Source organism: Ruegeria sp. AA6, from assembly GCF_056542865.1.
Genome location: NZ_JBQGAN010000027.1, coordinates 1 through 17,823, shown reverse-complemented (window position 1 = coordinate 17,823; position 17,823 = coordinate 1). Strand labels below are relative to the sequence as shown.

The window sequence follows — 17,823 nt, the reverse complement described above, 5'->3', positions numbered from 1 at the left end:
CTTGCTGATGTCTGGTGTTCCGCAGGCTGTTGCAGCAGCCTGCGGAACGTTTGTTTTTTAGATGCGACCGTACTTTGCCAGACCTTCGCGCAGCGAGCCGCTCTCGATGATCAAACGCGCCTGTTCGGCTTCGCGCTCATCAATCTCGCGCGCCATTTCCAGGATGGCTTCGGCGTGTTCGCGGGGCACGGAGACTGCACCGTCGATGTCGGCGACAATGATGTCACCGGGGTGAACGATCACTCCGCCCATGTCGACTTCGACATTCGAAGCCAGCGTACGGATGCGACCCAGCGTGGTTCCCGGGCTGACGCAGCGGGAATAGACCGGGAAGTCATAGTCGCGCTTGATCTCAACCAGATCACGGACACCACCGTCCAGAACTGCACCTTCATGCTTGTTGGCGACAGCACCGGCGGTCATCAGACCACCCCAAAGGGCAACGTCAGTGGTGCCGTTGGTCGAGATCACGATGACCGAGCCGGCCTCGGATTCGTCAATGGCGTCCAGCGCGTGCTGGGGCGGCAGAAATTCGTCGGTGGGGCCTTCCAGAATGGTTACAGCCGGGCCAACGATTTTCTTTTCGTTAATGCGCGGTTTGATCGAGGCGGGCAGAAATCCGGTCTTGCCTGCGATCTTGTCCACGGCATCCGCGACGGATGCGGTGGCCACTTCGCGAAACCCGGCAACGAGTTCTTGAGTGTTCATGAGTTTAGTCCTCTTAGATCAGATAGTTAGAAAGCGGGGCGTCTTACCACGGGTTTTTCCAGCTTTTGGGCTGATCCCCGTTGAGAACGCGGGTGATTTCTTCGGCAGCGTTGCGTTGCAGCACCGCGACCGACCGTTCGGAATACCAGGCGGCGTGGTCGGAAACGATGGTATTGGGGCTGCGCAGCAGTGGATTGTCGGGGGCGACAGGCTCCTGTTCGAACACGTCGATACCGGCACCAAAAACGCGGCCATCACTTAGCGCTTCGGCCAAGGCGGCCTCGTCGACCAAGCCGCCGCGCGAGACATTGATGACAATCGAGGTTGGTTTCATCAGCGCGATATGGTCGGCGTCCAGAATATGCCGCGTTTCGGGCGTCAGCGGGGCGTGCAGGCTAATCACGTCAGCGGTTTCGCAAAGTTCGGCAAGCTCCACTTTGCGCACGTCCGCCGCGTTGGCCGCGTCGTCTGGCAAATAGGGGTCGAAAACCAGGACAGATGAAAATCCCAGTGCCCGAAACTTTTGCGCAGCTTGCAGGCCAATTTTGCCACACCCGATCAGACCCAGCGTGGCGTTTTCCCGACTGGGGATCAGGGCCGATTGGCCGATGCCCCATTGACCTTGTCGTACCTCGACATCGCGCGAAGGGATACGCCGCTGTACCGCCAGATACAGCGCCAGTGCGTGTTCGCTGACCTCGGTTTCGGCCCCATAATCGGGAACATTTGCGACATAGATACCGCGCGACTGAGCGTAATCCAGATCGATGTTGTCGACGCCCACCCCATAGCGGACGACGATTTTTAGGTTTGGACAGGCATCGATCACGGCCGCATCCACCGTGCGTTCCCGCACGAGGATGGCGACCGGATCCAGCGCCTGAAGGGCCGGGACCGCCTCAGTTTCCGGCGCAACCGGCGCGATCTGAACGCCTTGCTCGGCCAGCACCGAGGCTTCGGTGTCATAGGCGGCATAACCGGGTTCGAGAATTGCGATGGTCTGGCTGGTCATGTGACGGTCCCTCGGCATGGGTTACTGCGCTTTGTAGGCTTCGACAGCAGCGTCGAGGCGATCAGGCCATTCCTCGCCAATCTCGCCCACGATGTATTCGCGCACGGCAGGCTGGGCCGCTTCACGGAACATCGCTTTCTGCTCGGGGCTAACGGGGACCACTTCCATGCCTTTTTCCGACAGGATTGCGGTTGCGTTCGCGTCCTGTGCAGCGGTCATGCCACGGTGGATCGTTTTCGAGATCTCAACGCACTGCTCAACGGCTTTTTTCTCGTCGTCGGTCAGGCTCTCATAGAACATGTCCGACATCAGATAGGCGTGCCAGCTGAACACATGCCCATCCAGCGAGACGTATTTCTGGTGCTGATAGAGCGAGGCGTTGACGATGTTGGTCACGCCGTTTTCCTGACCGTCCACAACGCCTTGCTGCAGAGCGCCAGGCAGTTCAGGCCACGGAACCGGGGTCGCCGAGGCGCCCAGGCTTTCGACCAGGGTCACCCAGACCGGCGCGGTCATTACGCGCATTTTCAGACCTTCCATATCGGCAGGCTCGGCGACTGGTTTCACGTTGTTGGTGAAGTTGCGCACACCGTTATCGGCCACGCCAAAGTTGCGGATGCCGGTTTTGGCCAGCATATCCTCGGCCAGCGCGTCACCGAATTCGCCGTCCATGACCGACCAAGCCATGGCCTGATCGTCAAACAGGTAGGGCATCGCCAGAACCGAGAAGGGCTTGTAGACGGCCGAGATCGGACCATCATGGATCGCCGCCATCTGAACGGTGCCCAGTTGCAGGCCTTCCATGATCTCGGAACCGCCACCCAGCTGCGAGGCCGGGAAGATCTGAACGTCGATCGAGCCCGAGGTTTTGCCTTCGACGCAAGCCTCGAACGCCAACGCGGCGGCGTGTTTCGGCGAGCTTAGGTCAGCGGCCTGAAAATGCGCGTATTTCAGCTCTTTCGCCGAGGCTGCGCCTGCGGCGGTCATTGCAACAACGGCTGTTGCCGTCATCAGTTTCGACATGGTTTTCATGAGGATCCTCCCTTTCATGTCAGTTCGCAAATCCAAAGAAGTTGGGGACGAAGGTGCTTACGCCGGGCACAAGAATGACCAGAAGCAGCACCACGAGTTCAGCCAACAGCAGCGGCAGCACCGCTTTTGACAGCTTTTCAATTTTCAGTTGTCCGACCGTGGCGATCACAAACAGCACCGGACCAACCGGGGGTGTGATCATGCCAATGGTCAGGTTCAGGACCAGCATCATGCCGAATTGCAGGGGGTCGATACCGGCAGAATAGGCGATGGGGCCCAGGATCGGCGTCAGGATGATCAGCGCTGGCAGCGTGTCGATGAAAAACCCGCAGATCAGAGCAAAGGCGGCCAGAATGAACAGGATACCCAGACGGTTATCGGTGATCTGAGTGATTAGTTTCGCCAGCTCCTGCGGGATTTGCAGGTAGGTCAGCAGCCAGGCGAAAATGGACGCCATTGCCACGATCAGGAAGACCGACGATGTCACAACTGCAGCCCGTACAAACGCGGCATAAAGCGTTCTGAAGGTAAAGGCCCCGCAGGATGAAGCCAAGGAACAGAGCGTAGGCTGAGGCAACCGCGCCTGCCTCGGTAGGGGTGAAGACACCGAACAAGATTCCGCCCAGAATAATCGCTGGCATGATCAGAGCCGGAATGGCCGACAGGGTCGCACTGCGCAGTTCCAACATGGTGGCGCGATGCTCGCGCCCGCGATAGCCGTATTTCGTTGACACGACATGGTTTGCGATGGCCAGCGAGACGCCCAGCAGCACACCCGGTACGATCCCGGCCAGAAATAGCCCTGCGACCGTTACACCATTGGTCGAAATCGCAAAGATCACAGCCAGAATTGAGGGGGGAATAATCGGCCCGATGGTGGCCGTGGCGGCGGACAGGGCACCCGCATAGTTCTTTTCATACCCCGCTTCGCGCATCATACGCATGACGATGGCCGAAGGGCCGGCCGCGTCTGCCAACGCTGAGCCACTGATCCCGGCAAACAGCATGGACACAAGAATGTTCACATGACCCAAGCCACCGCGCACGTGCCCAACGATTGCATTGGCAAACCGCAACAGCGCGTTTGTCAGGCCGCATGCGGTCATCAGCTCGGATGCGAGGATGAAGAATGGCACCGCCATCAGGGGAAAGCTGTCGATCCCCGCGAACATGCGTTGGGTTGCGACCAGCGGGTTCAGTGAACCGTCAATAAAAATCGCTGACAGCCCTGCAATACCCATGGTGAAGGCCACGGGAACACCCAGAAACAGAGTCGCAAAAAACAGAATGATTAGCGTTTTTGCCACGGCTCAGACCTCCGCCTCATCGCCTTCGGGGTTGGGCCCGTGTTCAAACTCTTGGCTTACGAAGCGTTTTGCGAAAAAGGCCAGTTGTATCAGGAACAACGCGCACCCGATCGGGATCGCAAGATAGGGAATGCCGCGTGAAATGCCGGTAGACATGGTTTCCTTGTTCCAGCCGAACTCGACAAACTGGATGCCCAACCACAGCATCGTCGCCATGAACGCAAACATGACCAGGACAATGCCCCACCGCAGCAACCGAGCCAGAGCCTCTGGCAACAAATCGGGAATTGTGGTGATCGCGACCAGCCGCCCCTCGCGCAGGGCAAGGCCGGCGCCGCAAAACGCGCCTAGGATCATAAGGTGTCTGGCGACCTCTTCAACCCAGGCGAAGGATGTGCCCAGCCCATAGCGCCCGACTACATTGGCAAAGACAATTGCAAACACACCCGCCAGTGCCAACGCAACCAGCGCACGGTTTAGTGCAACGATCCATGTCTCCAGAGTTTGCAAAGACGCCCCTCCCAATGCCGCCTCATCATGGGAATCAAGACTGGCATACAGTATGCCAATGTGTCAACACTAACACATTGTATGCTAGATACACTGCTGCTACTGTCGAACCGAGGAGAGCGACATGGGCTTATTCAACAGACCGAAATCATTGACGGAATTGGTCACCGAGAACCTGCGTGAGCGGATTATCAAAGGTGAATTCGAACTTGGTGCGCAATTATCCGAGGCACGAATCGCCAAGGACCTTGAGGTCAGCCGCACCCCAGTTCGCGAAGCAATCAACCGACTTGAGATGGAAGGTTTGTTGGTTATCGAACCGCAACGCGGCTCGTTCGTGTTCAACCTTGAGCCCGAAGAGCTGGCAAAACTATGCGATGCTCGTGTCTGTTTGGAAACCGCCGCAATGACTGCAGCCATGCAGACCAATCTGAGTGCATTGCATTCAGCGCTAACTGATTGCGTCTCAAGAATGACAGCTGCTCGAGAAGCCGGAGATGACGCCGAATATCTGTCTGAGGATACCGTTTTTCACCAAAGCCTGTTCAATTGCGCTGACAATCGGTTTCTGAATGACGCCTACCAAACCATCGCCCTGAAAATGGCGGCCCTGCGTAGCCGTTTGGGCCATCACCCTGATCACATGGACAAGTCCTATCGCGAACATATCGAACTGGTCGATTGTGTCGAAAAAGGTGACGTTTCAAAGGCTTTGTCGGTCTTGAAACTGCATATAGATCGGAAAGAGGGCTCTTACTGGAATGATGCAACGAAATTGGATTCCGGGTTGCTCAATCCGTCATAACCAGTTGTTCAAACAAGCGACAAGATTGTAGGAAACCCATAGACGTTACGGCGGTGCTGAAATCAACGCGAGTCATTCCGCCTTCGTTTTGAAAGCGGCCGAAGCCCGCGTTGACACACTCCTCACGTTACATAATAGTTTTTCCAACTTGCTGATAAACAACGCGGTTTGAGAATTTTTCAGTCGCTTTCCAGGTTGAGCTGGAGGTGATTTTCTCAAACCAATCGTAAGAAGCAGCCTTTCAGGCCATTCCATCTAAGGATTTATCCAATGACCCAACCATCAACTGCAACCATTATGAATGATCTGATGAATGGTGAACTCAGGGCCGCGCACCTGTACTGGCAAGCTGGTGCGTGGTGTGTTGAACGCAACCTGAACGGCTGCTCGGAACTTCTGTTAAGCCACGCGGATGAGGAGCTGACGCATATGAAAAAGATGCTCAATTACCTTGTCGATTGCGAATGGCCGATCCGATTCAAAGCTTTGCCAGAGCCAAAAGTTGAGACGAGCTCGGTCCAGGAGCTGTTCCAGTTGATCCTCGATCACGAGAAGAAAGTGACCGATGGGATCAACGCTGCAGTGAAAGAAGCGCAGGCGTCTGATGACCACAGCACCTTCGAGTTTCTGCAATGGTTCGTGATGGAGCAGCGCGAGGAAATTAAAACATTTCAGGGCATAATCGACCGGATCAAATTGATCGGAGACGGGCCGCACTCGCTTTATTACATCGACAAGGAAGTTGCGGAGATATCTGCGACAATGGCATCCGGAAACAGCGCACCAGTGGCCTGAGACCAGAACCGCTCGGGTGTCAGCATTATCGTGGGTTCTGAGCGTACACTCGACCGGCACAAGAGGTTCGGGATTCGCGCAACAGTGCTCGTGTGAACTGGCCCTTGGGTTGTTCCTGGGTGACTCTTCAACCTCGCAAAATCAACCTTCTGTTCTGTCGCTCGCTGCCAACCGGCAGAGACCACGCGCTGATAATGCAGCTGATTTGGTTGCCCGAAATAGTGTTTGGCGCCCCAATTTCTGGTGATCAACGTCAGTGGCCGCGGATCGCAAAGCGTCACATGCGATCTTTTGGTTGAAAAATCGGGATTTTCACGTTCAACAAGGGTCAAGCCAATTCGATAGCATCAAGGATAGCAATATGCAGAGCGTTCTCGTAACCGGTTCTTCCGGCTTCATCGGCTATCATTTGAGCAAATTGCTGCTGGAACACGGCTATCGCGTTGTGGGTCTGGACGCTCTGAACGACTATTACGACGTAGCTCTGAAAGAGACCCGGCAGAGCATGCTGGCTAGCGGGTTAAATGGAGAAAACTTTAGCCCTGTGCTTGGAAAGGTCGAAACGCCCGATCTGTTGCTGAATCTCTTTGCAGAACACAAGTTCGATTATGTCGTGCACCTCGCGGCGCAAGCTGGCGTGCGGTACTCAATCGAAAACCCGCGTGCATATCTGGAAAGCAATTTAAACGGGACGTTCGAGATCCTGGAAGCCGCTCGGGCGCACCCTCCTAAACATCTGCTTTTGGCATCGACTTCTTCCGCTTTCGGGGCCAACACCGAGATGCCCTACAAGGAAACACAACGCGCTGATTTCCAGATGTCTTTCTATGCCGCCACCAAAAAAGCGACGGAAAACATGGCGCATTCCTACGCTCATCTTTTTGACCTGCCAGTCACCATGTTCCGTTTTTTCACTGTGTATGGCCCTTGGGGTCGGCCGGATATGGCGCTGTTCAAGTTCACCAAAGCAATCCTCGAAGGTCAGCCCATTGACGTCTACAATCACGGCGATATGAAGCGCGATTTTACTTATGTCGAAGATCTCGTAGAAGCTATCCGCCTGTTAATGGATACTATTCCAGTTCGCCCAGCGAACGGACAAGTCCCCGAGGGTGACAGCTTGTCACCAGTTGCGCCTCATCGGGTGGTAAACATCGGCAACAACGATTCAGTCCATCTGACAGCGTTCATCGAAGCAATCGAAAAGACGACCGGTATCAAAGCAGAAAAGAACATGATGCCGATGCAGCCCGGGGATGTTCCTGCAACCTGGGCAGATGCTTCACTGCTGAAGGACTTGACCGGATATCAGCCCAAGACTTCGATCGAAGACGGTGTGGCTGAATTCGTAAAGTGGTTTCGGGACTATTATCGCCCCAATGCCGCTGGAGCCGATACAAGCAGAGTTTAGCTACCGTCGATGCCGTGACAAACGTGTCGGTAGACTGGTCAAGCGTATCGAAGAAAAAATTAGTCGCGATCCCTATTGCTGATGGTTAACGCGTCCCAGTCCAAGCCGAATTTCTGCAGGTATTTACGAAGTCGGTCCGCATCGTTGTGAGTTTTGCGCCTTTGTCGAGACGCCGCAAACAACATGCGGCCCGCTGCGCTAAGGCTGTGCGCGTTCCGGCAGGTGTCGATAACCTTGGCCAGTTGCACTAGATCGAATGGATCAATGTCCGCCGCAGCGGCGCCAAGCACGTTTTGTACCAACGTAAAATCCGTATCAGATGTGGCGGCAGCCCAACTGGCTCGTAGATATGCAATCTCTTCCTCGACCATGGCCCGAGTGATCCGGCCACGTGGCGCAAGGGTGCACAAGCGTTGGATCGAGCCGCTGAAATCCCGAAAATTGCCCTGCCACGACGTGGCCGGATTGGTCGCGAATTTCAGATAAGCCTCATGCGCATCCGCATTAAAGCCCACCTGCGTACCCAGTGTGCGCTCGGATCGGGCAAGTTCAAACTTCAGGTTTGCCTCAATATCTTCACGTCGTTCGCGCAGAGCGGGCAGCGTAAAGCGCCACATATTCAGGCGCGCCAAAAGATCAGGTCGGAACTCTCCGGCAGCAGTCAGCGCGTGCAGGTCTCGGTTGGCCCCAGCAATGATCTGAAAACGGCTGGTGACTTCGTGATCGGACCCCAAGGGGTAGAACCGTCCCGTTTCAATTGCGTGCAGCAGGATCGATTGTTCGTTCCAACCCAACTCATCAATTTCATCCAGAAACAGCACGCCGCCATCGGCCTCGCGCAGTAAACCGCCGCGCTCGGTTCCGGCTTGCCCCAGATAGCTGCGCCGCTGACCAAACAACGTGGCCAGAGCATCTGGCCCGTTCAGCGTGGCACAGTTGACATGAACCAACCGGCCTTTAACCCGTCGACGATCCAGTTTGAGCCTGTAAATCCGCTCGGCCAACTCAGTCTTGCCGGTGCCGGTTTCGCCCAAGAGCAAGATCGGCTCGTCCGAATTGCTGGCGATCAGCTCGATCCGGTCGATCAGGGCATTGTACTGCGCATTGCGCGTTTCGATCCCACCTTTGAGTTGATCGCTGTATTCCCGCGACAATTGATCGAACCGCTGCTGCAGTGCGTTGTAGCGGCTGAGGTCCAGGTCAATTATATCGAACTTGGGGATCTGTTCGTCCGGGCCGGGAGGGCCGGTCTGGATCAACCGGGCGGGGATATGGCGGCTTTCGGTCAATAGAAACCAGCAGATCTGCGCCACATGTGTGCCGGTCGTAAGGTGCACATGGTATTGCTCGCGATCTTCATCAAAACCGTATCCGCGTGCAAAGTCGAAAAGCTTGCCATAGACCTCCTGAAAATCCCACGGATCATCCAGATCCATCTGTTGTAGCAGAACTTCGGTTTTCGGCGAGATTTCCTCGATCTCGCGTTTGACCTGATGGGCGAGGCGGTTGAATTTCAGATCATATAGCAATTCCAGCCGATGCACGTCGAAATGATCGTGCATGGTTAGGCTGGGCGTAGGCTTCCAGCGTCTTTTCTTGCCCATGTCCAATTGGGTGCCGAGGGATCCGATGACGACATTTTTCATAGCGTATACATTTTTATAATGTTCGAGATCTTAGTATCGTATTTCTAGATACTGAATTGTGCAATTCCTGTTTTTGTGATTTTAAAACAAAGGCTTGCTTCAATATTAGCTTTTTCTCTGTTCCGAGCGTATGCCATGCAAAATAGTCCTTACAACAAATGAGGACGAAGAAATGGCGAACAAATCCGTGTTTGCATCGATGAAAGGCCGGTTGCTGCCGAAGGCAACTGCGAAGAACGCGCATGGCGCACCGGCCTACGCTTATTCTGATGCCCATGCTCTGGCTCAGGTCGCTGTAACCGGGACCTTTGGGGGCATGTTCTATCAGTCGCCGCAGGAAGAACTGGAATATGTTCTGGATGTGGCCGAGGCGGTCGAGCCGAAGTTTCTGGCGCAAGCGGCCATCTATGCCCGCCAGTCAGGTTACATGAAGGATATGCCAGCCGTATTACTGGCCGTTCTGGCCCGGCGTGATCCAGCCTTGTTCCGTGCGGCGTTTGGCCGTGTGGTTGATACCGGCAAGATGCTGCGCACGTTTGTGCAAGTCATCCGGTCAGGTCAGACAGGGCGCAAGTCTCTGGGATCTGCGCCGAAGGCGATGGTGCAGAACTGGCTGAACACCGCGTCCGACCGGGCGCTGCTGAACGCCAACATCGGGAATGACCCGTCTTTGGCGGATGTGATCAAAATGGTGCACCCGAAACCGACCTCGGCCGAGCGGGAGGCGTTGTTTGCCTGGATCGTCGGGCGGCCGTGTAATCTGGCACGGCTGCCAAAGGCCCTGCAGGACTGGATCGCATTCCGTGAAACCGGCAAGGGCCAAGTACCGGATGTGCCGTTCCAGATGCTGACGCAGCTGGAGCTGTCGCCGCAACACTGGGCGCGGATCGCGCGCAAAGGATCGTGGCAGATGGTGCGCCAGAACCTGAACACGTTTCAACGTCACGGTGTTTTTGAGGTGGCGAAGAACGTGGAAAACGTCGCAGCGCTGCTGCGGGATCCGAAGGCGATCGCCAAGGCGCGTGCGTTTCCGTACCAGCTGATGGTGGCGGCGCAGAACGTGACTGGCGATATGCCGAGGCAGATCGTGGACACGCTGCACGATGCGATGGAAATCGCTGTGCAGAACGTACCGCAGGTTACGGGGCAGGTTGTCGTGTGCCCGGATGTGTCCGGTTCGATGACCTGGGCTGTGACCGGGTACCGCCCAGGGGCAACCTCGGCCGTGCGGCACGTGGATGTGGCCGCATTGGTTGCAGCGTCGTTTCAGCGGGTGAACCGCGGATGTCAGGTGCTGCCGTTCGATTTCGACGTGCGTGATGTGCGTTTGGAGCCGCGCGACACGATCCTGACCAATGCCGAGCGTCTGGCCGCGCTGGCCGGAGGTGGTACGAACTGTTCCGCTCCGCTGGCTTGGTTGAACAAGCGTGGTCGCGCACCGGATTTGGTGGTGTTTGTGTCCGATAACCAATCCTGGGTGGATGCCCGGAATGGTGGACAGGGCACAGCGATGTTGAAGGAATGGGACGTGATCAAGCGTCGCAACCCGACGGCCAAACTGGTCTGCATCGACATCGCCCCATACGGGACCACGCAGGCGCAGACACGTGCCGATGTGCTGAACGTCGGCGGGTTCTCGGACGCGGTCTTTGACCAGATCGCTGCCTTTGCCGCCGGTCAGACCGGCCCGGATCACTGGGTCGGTGAGATCGAAAAGATCGACGTATAAAAAGGGCGCGGGCGGTACGCCGCCCGGCCAATCGAACAACATCAGGCAGAATGCCGGTGGGACTACATCGCTGAACCCGATCCGCGCCCGTAGAGGGCGCCGTCTCACCACTCCTTGTCTGCCTGACCCAAATTGAACAAAACATCTCGGCGAATGCCGGTGGAACTACAGATTGTTAATCTCCTGGTCGCGGGTTCGAATCCCGCTCGTCCGAGCCCATTGTGGGATGGACGGTAGCTCAGTCGGGTAGAGCGGGCGTTTCACCCAAACCTTTGTCGTCGAGACCCAAAACGAAAGGAAATCCCTGCGAATGACGAAGGAACTACATGGCACCACAGGGACAGGTCGAGCGGGTTCAAATCCCCTCCGTGCCGGTGCCCAGACGGCAAACGCATCTGCCCATTCAGATGCGGGGCGGGCCTCCCGAATTGTTTCTTCCCAACTTGTCGCCGGGGCAAAGATGTATTGGGCGAATGCCCGCAGACCTACAGGTAGACGCGCCCGAAAGGGCGGCATGGATTTCCATGTCGTGCTGGTTCAAGCCCAGCCCGGAGCAATCCGGTAGCGGAAAAACAGTTTGCGAACACCTTGTCGCCCAGTCAGTTTGGATTTGTGAGTAGATACGATGACGGAAGAACGCACATTTGACCCGGTGACCGGAGAGCACCTGAAAGACTGGGGCCACCGCCCCGGCAAACAATTCCCAGCCCTGTTGGCGCGCGCAAATGAGATGCGGGCTGATGGGTTCGGTTTGGTGCGTATTCGGCAGGAATTGGAGGGCGAGATTCCTCCGCCCCCAGCAACAATGGATCTGCGCGCGCCCGGTGAGGTGGCATTTCACGAAAATATCGACGCGACGCACCCGGATGAGGAAGACAACGTCCAAAAAGTGCGTGAGACGATGACCGCGTTGATGCGGACGCCGACGATCGAGGCCGGGGCGATTATGCCCGATGCCTGCCCAGCCGGGCCGGTCGGCACGATCCCGGTTGGTGGCGTGGCCGCGGCGCGGAATGCGATCCATCCAGGAATGCACTCGGCGGATATCTGTTGCTCGGTGATGATCACCGATCTGGGCGACGCGGACCCCAAGGCCGTGTTAGATGCGGCGCAATCGGTGACGCATTTCGGGCCGGGCGGGCGACCGCAGGGCAAGCGGTTCACCACCTCGCTGAAACTGCTGGATGCGTTCCGGGAAAATCCGTTTCTGGACAACCCAAAGTCACTGCGCATGGCACAAGAGCATATGGGCACGCAGGGTGACGGGAACCATTTCCTGTTCGTGGGACGCTCGCGCAAAACCGGGCGGACGGCGATTGTGACCCATCATGGTTCGCGAGGTCCGGGCGCTGTTTTGTATAAGAACGGCATGGCTGTGGCCGAGCGGTTCCGCAAAGAACTGTCGCCGCGCACGCCCAAACAGAACGCCTGGATTCCGGCGGATACGGATGAGGGGCGCGATTACTGGGACGCCCTGCAACTGATCCGCAAATGGACCAAGGCCAACCACAATGCGATCCATCAGGCGACGGTCGAAGCCGCGCGCGTGGGTGATGTGGGTGATCGGTTCTGGAACGAGCACAACTTTGTCTTCAAGCGTGAAGATCTGTTTTATCACGGCAAGGGCGCAACGCCGGCTTGGGGCGACTATGCCTCTGACGCGACGGGTCTGACGTTGATCCCGCTCAACATGTCCGAACCGGTTCTGGTCGTGCGGGGCAAGGACGCAGGTCACGGCCTAGGCTTCAGCCCACATGGCGCGGGGCGGAACTTTTCCCGCTCGGAACACAAGCGTCGGATGGGATCAGTCACGCCGGAACAGATGCTGAAGGCAGAAACCGAAGGGTTGGATATCCGGTTCCATGCGGGTGGCGTGGATGCATCGGAACTGCCGTCCAGCTACAAAAAAGCGGACAGTGTCGTGGCTCAGATCAAATCCTATGATCTGGCCGAAATCGAAGACTACATCGATCCCTACGGCTGCATCATGGCCGGCGACGTGCCGCCCTTCTGGCAAAACCGCAAGAAGGGCCGCAGATAGGCGATGCATTACACCCTCTGCCCAAGTGGGGCAGGGGGGTCACGCTAAAATAGTTGGCCCGCCTTCCGGCTCGTCAACATTCTCGACATGTTCCTGCGCCAAAACATTCAAAAACAGTTTGGCAACGCGTGACATTCCCGGTTGCTTCCGCGTCGCAGCCGCAAATCTGGTGCGATAGCGGATTTGATCAGGCAGAACTGACTTCATAATTTTCCGCTCGACAAATTTCTGAGCCAGATGATCGGGCAGAAAGCCAAGGTAACGACCGGACAAAATCAGGATCGCCAACGCTTGCTCATTCTGCACTTTGGCCACGCGCCGGAACCCTAGCTGCTGACCATAGATCAGGTTTGGCGAGTTCACATTCAGCCCTGCATAGCTGAATCGACTAATTTCTGTTGGTCCAATATCGTCCGCCGAAGCGTCAAACATGGGGTGGTCTTTTCCGCAATAGAGAAACATGTTTTCACCATAAAGCGGAGCGTATTGCAGACTGGTGGATGGCCGGTGCAATGCGATTATTCCGATGTCCAACTGCCCACCGATGACCATGGTTTCGATCACGTTCGGTGGTTCCTGAGACAACTCAATCTGCACGGCCGGTGCCGCCTCGTTGAAGTTATGGATTGCGCGCGCAAGGTGAGATTCCGGGTTCGAAGCACATTGATCGAACAAGGCGATCCGAACGGTCCCGACCAGTTGCTCTTTGATCTCGTTCACTTCGGTCCTGAACTGCGAGACCGAAATCAGCAACTCTTCGGCGGCGTGCAGAACCTTTTCACCATCGTCCGTCAGCGAAAACCCGGACGGTCCGCGATTGCAAAGCTTTAGGTCAAGCCGCAATTCGAGGTCCGAAAGGTGTTTTGAGATCGTGGACTTGCCGATATTCAACTCGATCTCGGCGGCAGAGAGGCCACCGCACTCGACAACAGATTTGAATATCCGCAGCAGGCGAATATCAGCATCCCCAATGCGTGTGGCAAGCGAATTGTGTTTCATCTCTCAAGTTCGATATTTGTGAAACCTTTCGCGCAAACTTTAGCAACGAAGAAACACTTTGCGCAAGCTAGGTTCGCCTCGCCGAGGCAGAATCGGACTGGCTTACTCTCTCCCCAAGCTAGCGCGCACCTCGCAAAATCTGACAAATGGGAGGAAATCCATGTCATTTATCAACAAGCTTGGCACCTTCACTGCTGCCGTGTCCGTGACAGCGCTGATGGTCGCGGGTGCGGCGGATGCAAAAAACTTCAAGATCGCGGTAGGCGACAGCGCCGGTAGCGCACAAGAGGCTTTGGGCATCGCTTTCGTTAAGGCGCTTGAAGAGAAATCGGGCGGCGAGCACACAGCGACCCTGTTTCTGAACGGCCAGTTGGGCTCGGAACAGGACACCGTGAACGAAGCAGCGATCGGCACACTGGATATGTCGCTGCTGGCGATCAACAACATCACGCCCTTCTCACCGTCGGTAGGTGTATTCACACTACCTTACGTGATCCTTAGCCTGGAAGATGCAGAAAAGCTTACCCAAGGTCCGATTGGTCAGGAATTGACTGAAAACACCATCCGGGACGCAGGTGTCCGCATCATTGGCTGGACGTATACAGGGTTCCGTCGCCTGACCAACTCGAAAAAACCGGTCAGCTCGGTTGCCGACCTGCAGGATTTGATCATCCGCGTTCCCAAGAACGAAATCATGATTGAAACCTACAAGGCATGGGGCATCAACCCGACCCCTATGGCGTGGTCGGAAACCTTCACCGGTCTGCAGACAAAGGTGGTTGACGGTCAGGACAACCCGTATCTGACCATCAACGCGATGAAGTTCTACGAAGTTCAGGACCACGTCACCAACCTGCGTTACATCTTCTCGATCGAGCCGCTGATCATCTCCGAAGCGGTCTTCCAAGACCTCTCCGAAGAAGAGCAGCAAATGATCCTGGAAGCAGGGCAAGAAGCGACTTTGGCGTCGGCTCAGTTCCTGCGCGATTCCGAGGCGGCCATCAAAGAAGAGCTGACCTCGAAGGGTATGGAAATCATCGATCCCGAGAACGACGAAGCCGAGTTCATCGAGCTGGCGACCGGTGCCGTATGGCCGCAGTTCTATGACTCCATCGGTGGCGTCGAGAAGCTGAACGCGGTTCTCGAGGCCATCGGCCGCGAGCCGGTCCAGGAATAATCGCCCAAGAACAAATCAGAAAAGAGCGCTTCGGCGCTCTTTTCACATAAGGGAGGAAGGGAGCGAGATGTTCTGGAAATTTCTGGACAACATAGAAAGTGTCATTTGCCGAATATTACTATCTGGGTTCGTCTGTCTGCTGTTTGTGCAGATCGTCGCGCGTGAAGTGTTCGGGTTTTCAATCAGCTGGATCGAAGAGCTCTCGGTCTACATGTTCGTCTGGTTCGTCTATTTTGGTGCCAGCTACGCGGCGCTGAAGGGCGCACATAACCGGGTCACGTTCCAGTTCAAGTTTCTGCCCAGTGGCTATATCAAGTACATCGAAGCCTTTGCCGATCTCTTCTGGCTCTTCTTCAATGTCTACTTCCTGTATCTGGCTACGGATTTTGTCTTCAACAAGATGAACAAGTTCTGGAAATCCCAGACCTTGGGCATTGAGATGAAGTACATCTACATGGTGCTGCCTCTGGCTTTTGCACTGATGACCTTCCGCATCATTCAGGTGAACTACCGCCGTCTGATCAAGGGCGAGGATATCTCGGACCCGGATCAGATTGATCTCGACGAAATCAAAGCCGCCACCGAAGCGGCCAAGAAAGACTAAGGGCAGGGAGGACACGTCATGGAATCCGAAATCGTCACAATTCTGTTTGGCTCATTCCTGCTTTTGCTGCTGATCGGCGCACCGATCACCGTAGCTCTGGGTGTAGCTTCACTGTTTTCGTTCCTATATCTGGGCGAAAACCCCATCAAATTTGTGCAGATCGCTTTTACATCGGTCGGGGCTTTCCCGCTGATGGCGCTGCCCGCCTTTATCCTTGCCGGTGCCTTGATGGAGGCGGCCGGCATATCAAAACGCCTGATCAATGTCGCGGAAAGTCTAGCCGGACCATTTACCGGCGGTATCTCAGCTGCGACGGTTATGGCCTGTTTGTTCTTCGGTGCCATTTCGGGCTCGGGCCCGGCGACAACCGCGGCGGTGGGGATGCTGATGATTCCTGCCATGATCAACCGCGGCTATGAGCGCGGCTATGCCTCGGCGATCACGGCCTCGTCAGGTGGCCTCGGGATCATTATTCCTCCCTCCATTCCGATGGTGATCTTCGGCATCGCCGCGCTTGGCATGGCACCACCGCCCGAAGCGGTCGAGAAATTCGGCACCTTCCAGTCGGTTTCGATTTCGAAACTCTTCATCGCGGGCTTTGTCCCAGCCTTCCTGATTGCCACCAGTCTGCTGATCCTGAACTTTTTCATGTCGAAAAAGCGTGGCTACAAAGGTGTGGCGGAAGGCTGGTCCATCCGTCACGTCGGCTGTGAGATGTACCGTGGTTTCTGGTCGCTGATGGCTCCGCTGGTGATCCTCGGCGGTATCTACACGGGGTTCTTCACCCCGACCGAAGCCGCCATTGTCGCAATCTTCTACACGCTGGTCGTGGGCGTGGTGATCTATCGCGAACTGACATGGCAATCGTTGTTCCAATCGCTTGAGGCCACAACATGGCTGACCGGGCGGGTGCTGCTGATCCTGTTCACTGCGACTGTGTTTGGCCGCCTGTTGGTGGAAAACCAGATCCCGGCGATCATCGCGGATTCGATGCTCAGCTTCACCGACAACCTCTATGTTATCTGGGCGCTGATCATCTTCTTCCTGTTGTTCGTCGGAATGTTCATGGAGACGCTGGCCACCATTCTGATCCTTGTGCCGGTGATGCTGCCGGTGGCCTATTCGGTAGGGATCGATCCGATCCACTTTGGTGTGGTGATGGTTTGCACTTTGGGCATCGGTTTCCAGACGCCGCCGCTGGGTGAGAACCTGTTCATTGCGTCGGGGATTTCGAACATCACGATCGAGCAAATCTCACTGCGGGCGCTGCCCTTTGCGGCTGCCAATACGATCGCGATCTTCATCATCGCCTTTTTCCCTGAATTGTCGCTGTGGCTGCCACGGCTGCTGGGCTACTAACCCGGAAAGGATGACGACATGAAACAATTAGTCACCAACATCCTGTTCGCAACAGACTTGTCGGCGAATTCACCCCACGCCCTGCGTTATGCAGCCAGTATTGCGCAGGGCACCGGGGCGCAAATTCACGTGCTGCACGTTAATGAACCATTGTCGGACGACGCCAAAATCACGATGGAGATGTTCATCCTGAATGAGGAGACCCGCAAAACAGCTATGTCGCGCCGTCACGAGATGGTGCGCAAGGTATTGGCTGAAAGGCAGGCCAACTTCTGGGCGCGCTTCGAAGGAGATGATGCGAAAATCCGTGATCAGGTAACATCTGTCGAGGTTACCGACGGTCATCCGGCCGAAGTTATTCTGCGCCGTTCAGTCGAGCTAAACTGCGACCTGATTGTACTTGGCGCGCATGATCACGGCTTCTCGCACACATTTCTGGGCACCGTCGCGAAACGTGTGCTACGTCGATCTCGGATACCAACGCTGATCGTTCCGAACCCTGACGACACCTAGCACTCGTCGTTCAGAAAATCGCACCGGCCGCAACTCAGTGACCGCCAATTACTTGGCGGTCACTTTCGTCAGACTGGTGTTAATCCGCCTTTCGTTCTGGCCCTAACGCCGTGTTGTTTGATGGGTCAAAACCGTATTCAAAGGCGGGGCGGTGTGTCCGGCCGTTTTCTATATG

17 protein-coding genes are annotated in these 17,823 nt (G+C 56.1%); 9 read left to right on the top strand and 8 right to left on the bottom strand.

What is annotated here, in order from left to right; all coding sequences use genetic code 11:
- Positions 1–57: 57 nt before the first annotated feature.
- Genes ACR0LN_RS20420 through ACR0LN_RS20395 form a run of 6 tightly spaced genes read right to left on the bottom strand, consistent with a single transcriptional unit; the run spans position 58 to position 4,569 of the window.
- Complete coding sequence (locus ACR0LN_RS20420) at positions 58–708, bottom strand: RraA family protein (RefSeq protein ID WP_480432275.1); 651 nt, start codon at positions 706–708, stop codon at positions 58–60.
- Between the two features lie 43 nt (positions 709–751).
- Positions 752–1,720 carry a C-terminal binding protein gene (locus ACR0LN_RS20415; protein WP_480432273.1) on the bottom strand — a complete coding sequence of 323 codons (969 nt, stop codon included), beginning with the start codon at positions 1,718–1,720 and terminating at the stop codon, positions 752–754.
- Positions 1,721–1,741: 21 nt separating this feature from the next.
- The gene (locus tag ACR0LN_RS20410) at positions 1,742–2,752 is read right to left on the bottom strand and encodes a DctP family TRAP transporter solute-binding subunit (RefSeq protein WP_480432272.1); all 1,011 of its coding nucleotides are present in this window, start codon (positions 2,750–2,752) and stop codon (positions 1,742–1,744) included.
- A gap of 19 nt (positions 2,753–2,771) precedes the next feature.
- On the bottom strand, positions 2,772–3,239 hold the full coding sequence (locus tag ACR0LN_RS20405) for a TRAP transporter large permease subunit (protein WP_480432271.1): 468 nt from the start codon (positions 3,237–3,239) through the stop codon (positions 2,772–2,774).
- Positions 3,127–4,059 carry a TRAP transporter large permease gene (locus tag ACR0LN_RS20400; protein ID WP_480432269.1) on the bottom strand — a complete coding sequence of 311 codons (933 nt, stop codon included), beginning with the start codon at positions 4,057–4,059 and terminating at the stop codon, positions 3,127–3,129. The genes ACR0LN_RS20405 and ACR0LN_RS20400 overlap by 113 nt, the downstream gene beginning before the upstream one ends.
- Before the next feature lie 3 nt (positions 4,060–4,062).
- The gene (locus ACR0LN_RS20395; protein ID WP_480432268.1) at positions 4,063–4,569 is read right to left on the bottom strand and encodes a TRAP transporter small permease; all 507 of its coding nucleotides are present in this window, start codon (positions 4,567–4,569) and stop codon (positions 4,063–4,065) included.
- A 124-nt stretch (positions 4,570–4,693) separates the two neighbouring features.
- Between ACR0LN_RS20395 and ACR0LN_RS20390 the strand changes: the two genes are divergently transcribed.
- The 3 genes from ACR0LN_RS20390 (at position 4,694) to ACR0LN_RS20380 (ending at position 7,580) form a co-directional block, all read left to right on the top strand.
- A complete protein-coding gene (locus ACR0LN_RS20390) occupies positions 4,694–5,374 on the top strand; it encodes a GntR family transcriptional regulator (RefSeq protein WP_480432266.1) in 681 nt (226 codons plus the stop codon).
- Positions 5,375–5,644: 270 nt separating this feature from the next.
- On the top strand, positions 5,645–6,169 hold the full coding sequence (locus ACR0LN_RS20385; RefSeq protein ID WP_480432264.1) for a ferritin: 525 nt from the start codon (positions 5,645–5,647) through the stop codon (positions 6,167–6,169).
- A gap of 361 nt (positions 6,170–6,530) precedes the next feature.
- Positions 6,531–7,580 (top strand): NAD-dependent epimerase/dehydratase family protein, encoded by a 1,050-nt coding sequence (locus ACR0LN_RS20380; protein WP_480432262.1) that lies wholly within the window; start codon positions 6,531–6,533, stop codon positions 7,578–7,580.
- Between the two features lie 59 nt (positions 7,581–7,639).
- Here the strand turns inward: ACR0LN_RS20380 and rtcR are convergent, their stop codons facing one another.
- Positions 7,640–9,226: an RNA repair transcriptional activator RtcR gene (rtcR, locus tag ACR0LN_RS20375; protein WP_480432260.1), complete on the bottom strand. Its 1,587-nt coding sequence runs from the start codon at positions 9,224–9,226 to the stop codon at positions 7,640–7,642.
- 172 nt (positions 9,227–9,398) lie between these two features.
- Between rtcR and ACR0LN_RS20370 the strand changes: the two genes are divergently transcribed.
- Both ACR0LN_RS20370 and ACR0LN_RS20365 read left to right on the top strand, forming a co-directional pair.
- Positions 9,399–10,955 (top strand): RNA-binding protein, encoded by a 1,557-nt coding sequence (locus ACR0LN_RS20370; protein WP_480432259.1) that lies wholly within the window; start codon positions 9,399–9,401, stop codon positions 10,953–10,955.
- A 625-nt stretch (positions 10,956–11,580) separates the two neighbouring features.
- Positions 11,581–12,996 carry an RtcB family protein gene (locus tag ACR0LN_RS20365; RefSeq protein ID WP_480432257.1) on the top strand — a complete coding sequence of 472 codons (1,416 nt, stop codon included), beginning with the start codon at positions 11,581–11,583 and terminating at the stop codon, positions 12,994–12,996.
- 39 nt (positions 12,997–13,035) lie between these two features.
- Here ACR0LN_RS20365 and ACR0LN_RS20360 read toward each other — a convergent pair whose 3' ends face one another.
- A complete protein-coding gene (locus tag ACR0LN_RS20360; RefSeq protein ID WP_480432255.1) occupies positions 13,036–13,995 on the bottom strand; it encodes a LysR family transcriptional regulator in 960 nt (319 codons plus the stop codon).
- Between the two features lie 160 nt (positions 13,996–14,155).
- Here ACR0LN_RS20360 and ACR0LN_RS20355 point away from each other — a divergent pair, with 160 nt between their 5' ends.
- From ACR0LN_RS20355 to ACR0LN_RS20340, 4 genes are all read left to right on the top strand, one after another.
- Entirely contained in the window at positions 14,156–15,172 is a 1,017-nt protein-coding gene (locus ACR0LN_RS20355) for a TRAP transporter substrate-binding protein (RefSeq protein ID WP_480432253.1), read from the top strand.
- Positions 15,173–15,239: 67 nt separating this feature from the next.
- On the top strand, positions 15,240–15,776 hold the full coding sequence (locus ACR0LN_RS20350) for a TRAP transporter small permease (protein WP_480432251.1): 537 nt from the start codon (positions 15,240–15,242) through the stop codon (positions 15,774–15,776).
- Between the two features lie 18 nt (positions 15,777–15,794).
- Entirely contained in the window at positions 15,795–17,135 is a 1,341-nt protein-coding gene (locus ACR0LN_RS20345; protein ID WP_480432250.1) for a TRAP transporter large permease, read from the top strand.
- Between the two features lie 18 nt (positions 17,136–17,153).
- The gene (locus ACR0LN_RS20340; protein WP_480432248.1) at positions 17,154–17,648 is read left to right on the top strand and encodes a universal stress protein; all 495 of its coding nucleotides are present in this window, start codon (positions 17,154–17,156) and stop codon (positions 17,646–17,648) included.
- The last annotated feature ends 175 nt before the right edge of the window (positions 17,649–17,823 follow it).

Excerpts from the sequence above, each read along its gene's own strand:
- ACR0LN_RS20420 (WP_480432275.1), bottom strand. The coding sequence starts at position 708 with ATGAACACTCAAGAACTCGTTGCCGGGTTTCGCGAAGTGGCCACCGCA.
- ACR0LN_RS20415 (WP_480432273.1), bottom strand. The coding sequence starts at position 1,720 with ATGACCAGCCAGACCATCGCAATTCTCGAACCCGGTTATGCCGCCTAT.
- ACR0LN_RS20410 (WP_480432272.1), bottom strand. The coding sequence starts at position 2,752 with ATGAAAACCATGTCGAAACTGATGACGGCAACAGCCGTTGTTGCAATG.
- ACR0LN_RS20390 (WP_480432266.1), top strand. The coding sequence starts at position 4,694 with ATGGGCTTATTCAACAGACCGAAATCATTGACGGAATTGGTCACCGAG.
- ACR0LN_RS20385 (WP_480432264.1), top strand. The coding sequence starts at position 5,645 with ATGACCCAACCATCAACTGCAACCATTATGAATGATCTGATGAATGGT.
- ACR0LN_RS20380 (WP_480432262.1), top strand. The coding sequence starts at position 6,531 with ATGCAGAGCGTTCTCGTAACCGGTTCTTCCGGCTTCATCGGCTATCAT.
- rtcR (WP_480432260.1), bottom strand. The coding sequence starts at position 9,226 with ATGAAAAATGTCGTCATCGGATCCCTCGGCACCCAATTGGACATGGGC.
- ACR0LN_RS20370 (WP_480432259.1), top strand. The coding sequence starts at position 9,399 with ATGGCGAACAAATCCGTGTTTGCATCGATGAAAGGCCGGTTGCTGCCG.
- ACR0LN_RS20365 (WP_480432257.1), top strand. The coding sequence starts at position 11,581 with ATGACGGAAGAACGCACATTTGACCCGGTGACCGGAGAGCACCTGAAA.
- ACR0LN_RS20360 (WP_480432255.1), bottom strand. The coding sequence starts at position 13,995 with ATGAAACACAATTCGCTTGCCACACGCATTGGGGATGCTGATATTCGC.
- ACR0LN_RS20355 (WP_480432253.1), top strand. The coding sequence starts at position 14,156 with ATGTCATTTATCAACAAGCTTGGCACCTTCACTGCTGCCGTGTCCGTG.
- ACR0LN_RS20350 (WP_480432251.1), top strand. The coding sequence starts at position 15,240 with ATGTTCTGGAAATTTCTGGACAACATAGAAAGTGTCATTTGCCGAATA.
- ACR0LN_RS20345 (WP_480432250.1), top strand. The coding sequence starts at position 15,795 with ATGGAATCCGAAATCGTCACAATTCTGTTTGGCTCATTCCTGCTTTTG.
- ACR0LN_RS20340 (WP_480432248.1), top strand. The coding sequence starts at position 17,154 with ATGAAACAATTAGTCACCAACATCCTGTTCGCAACAGACTTGTCGGCG.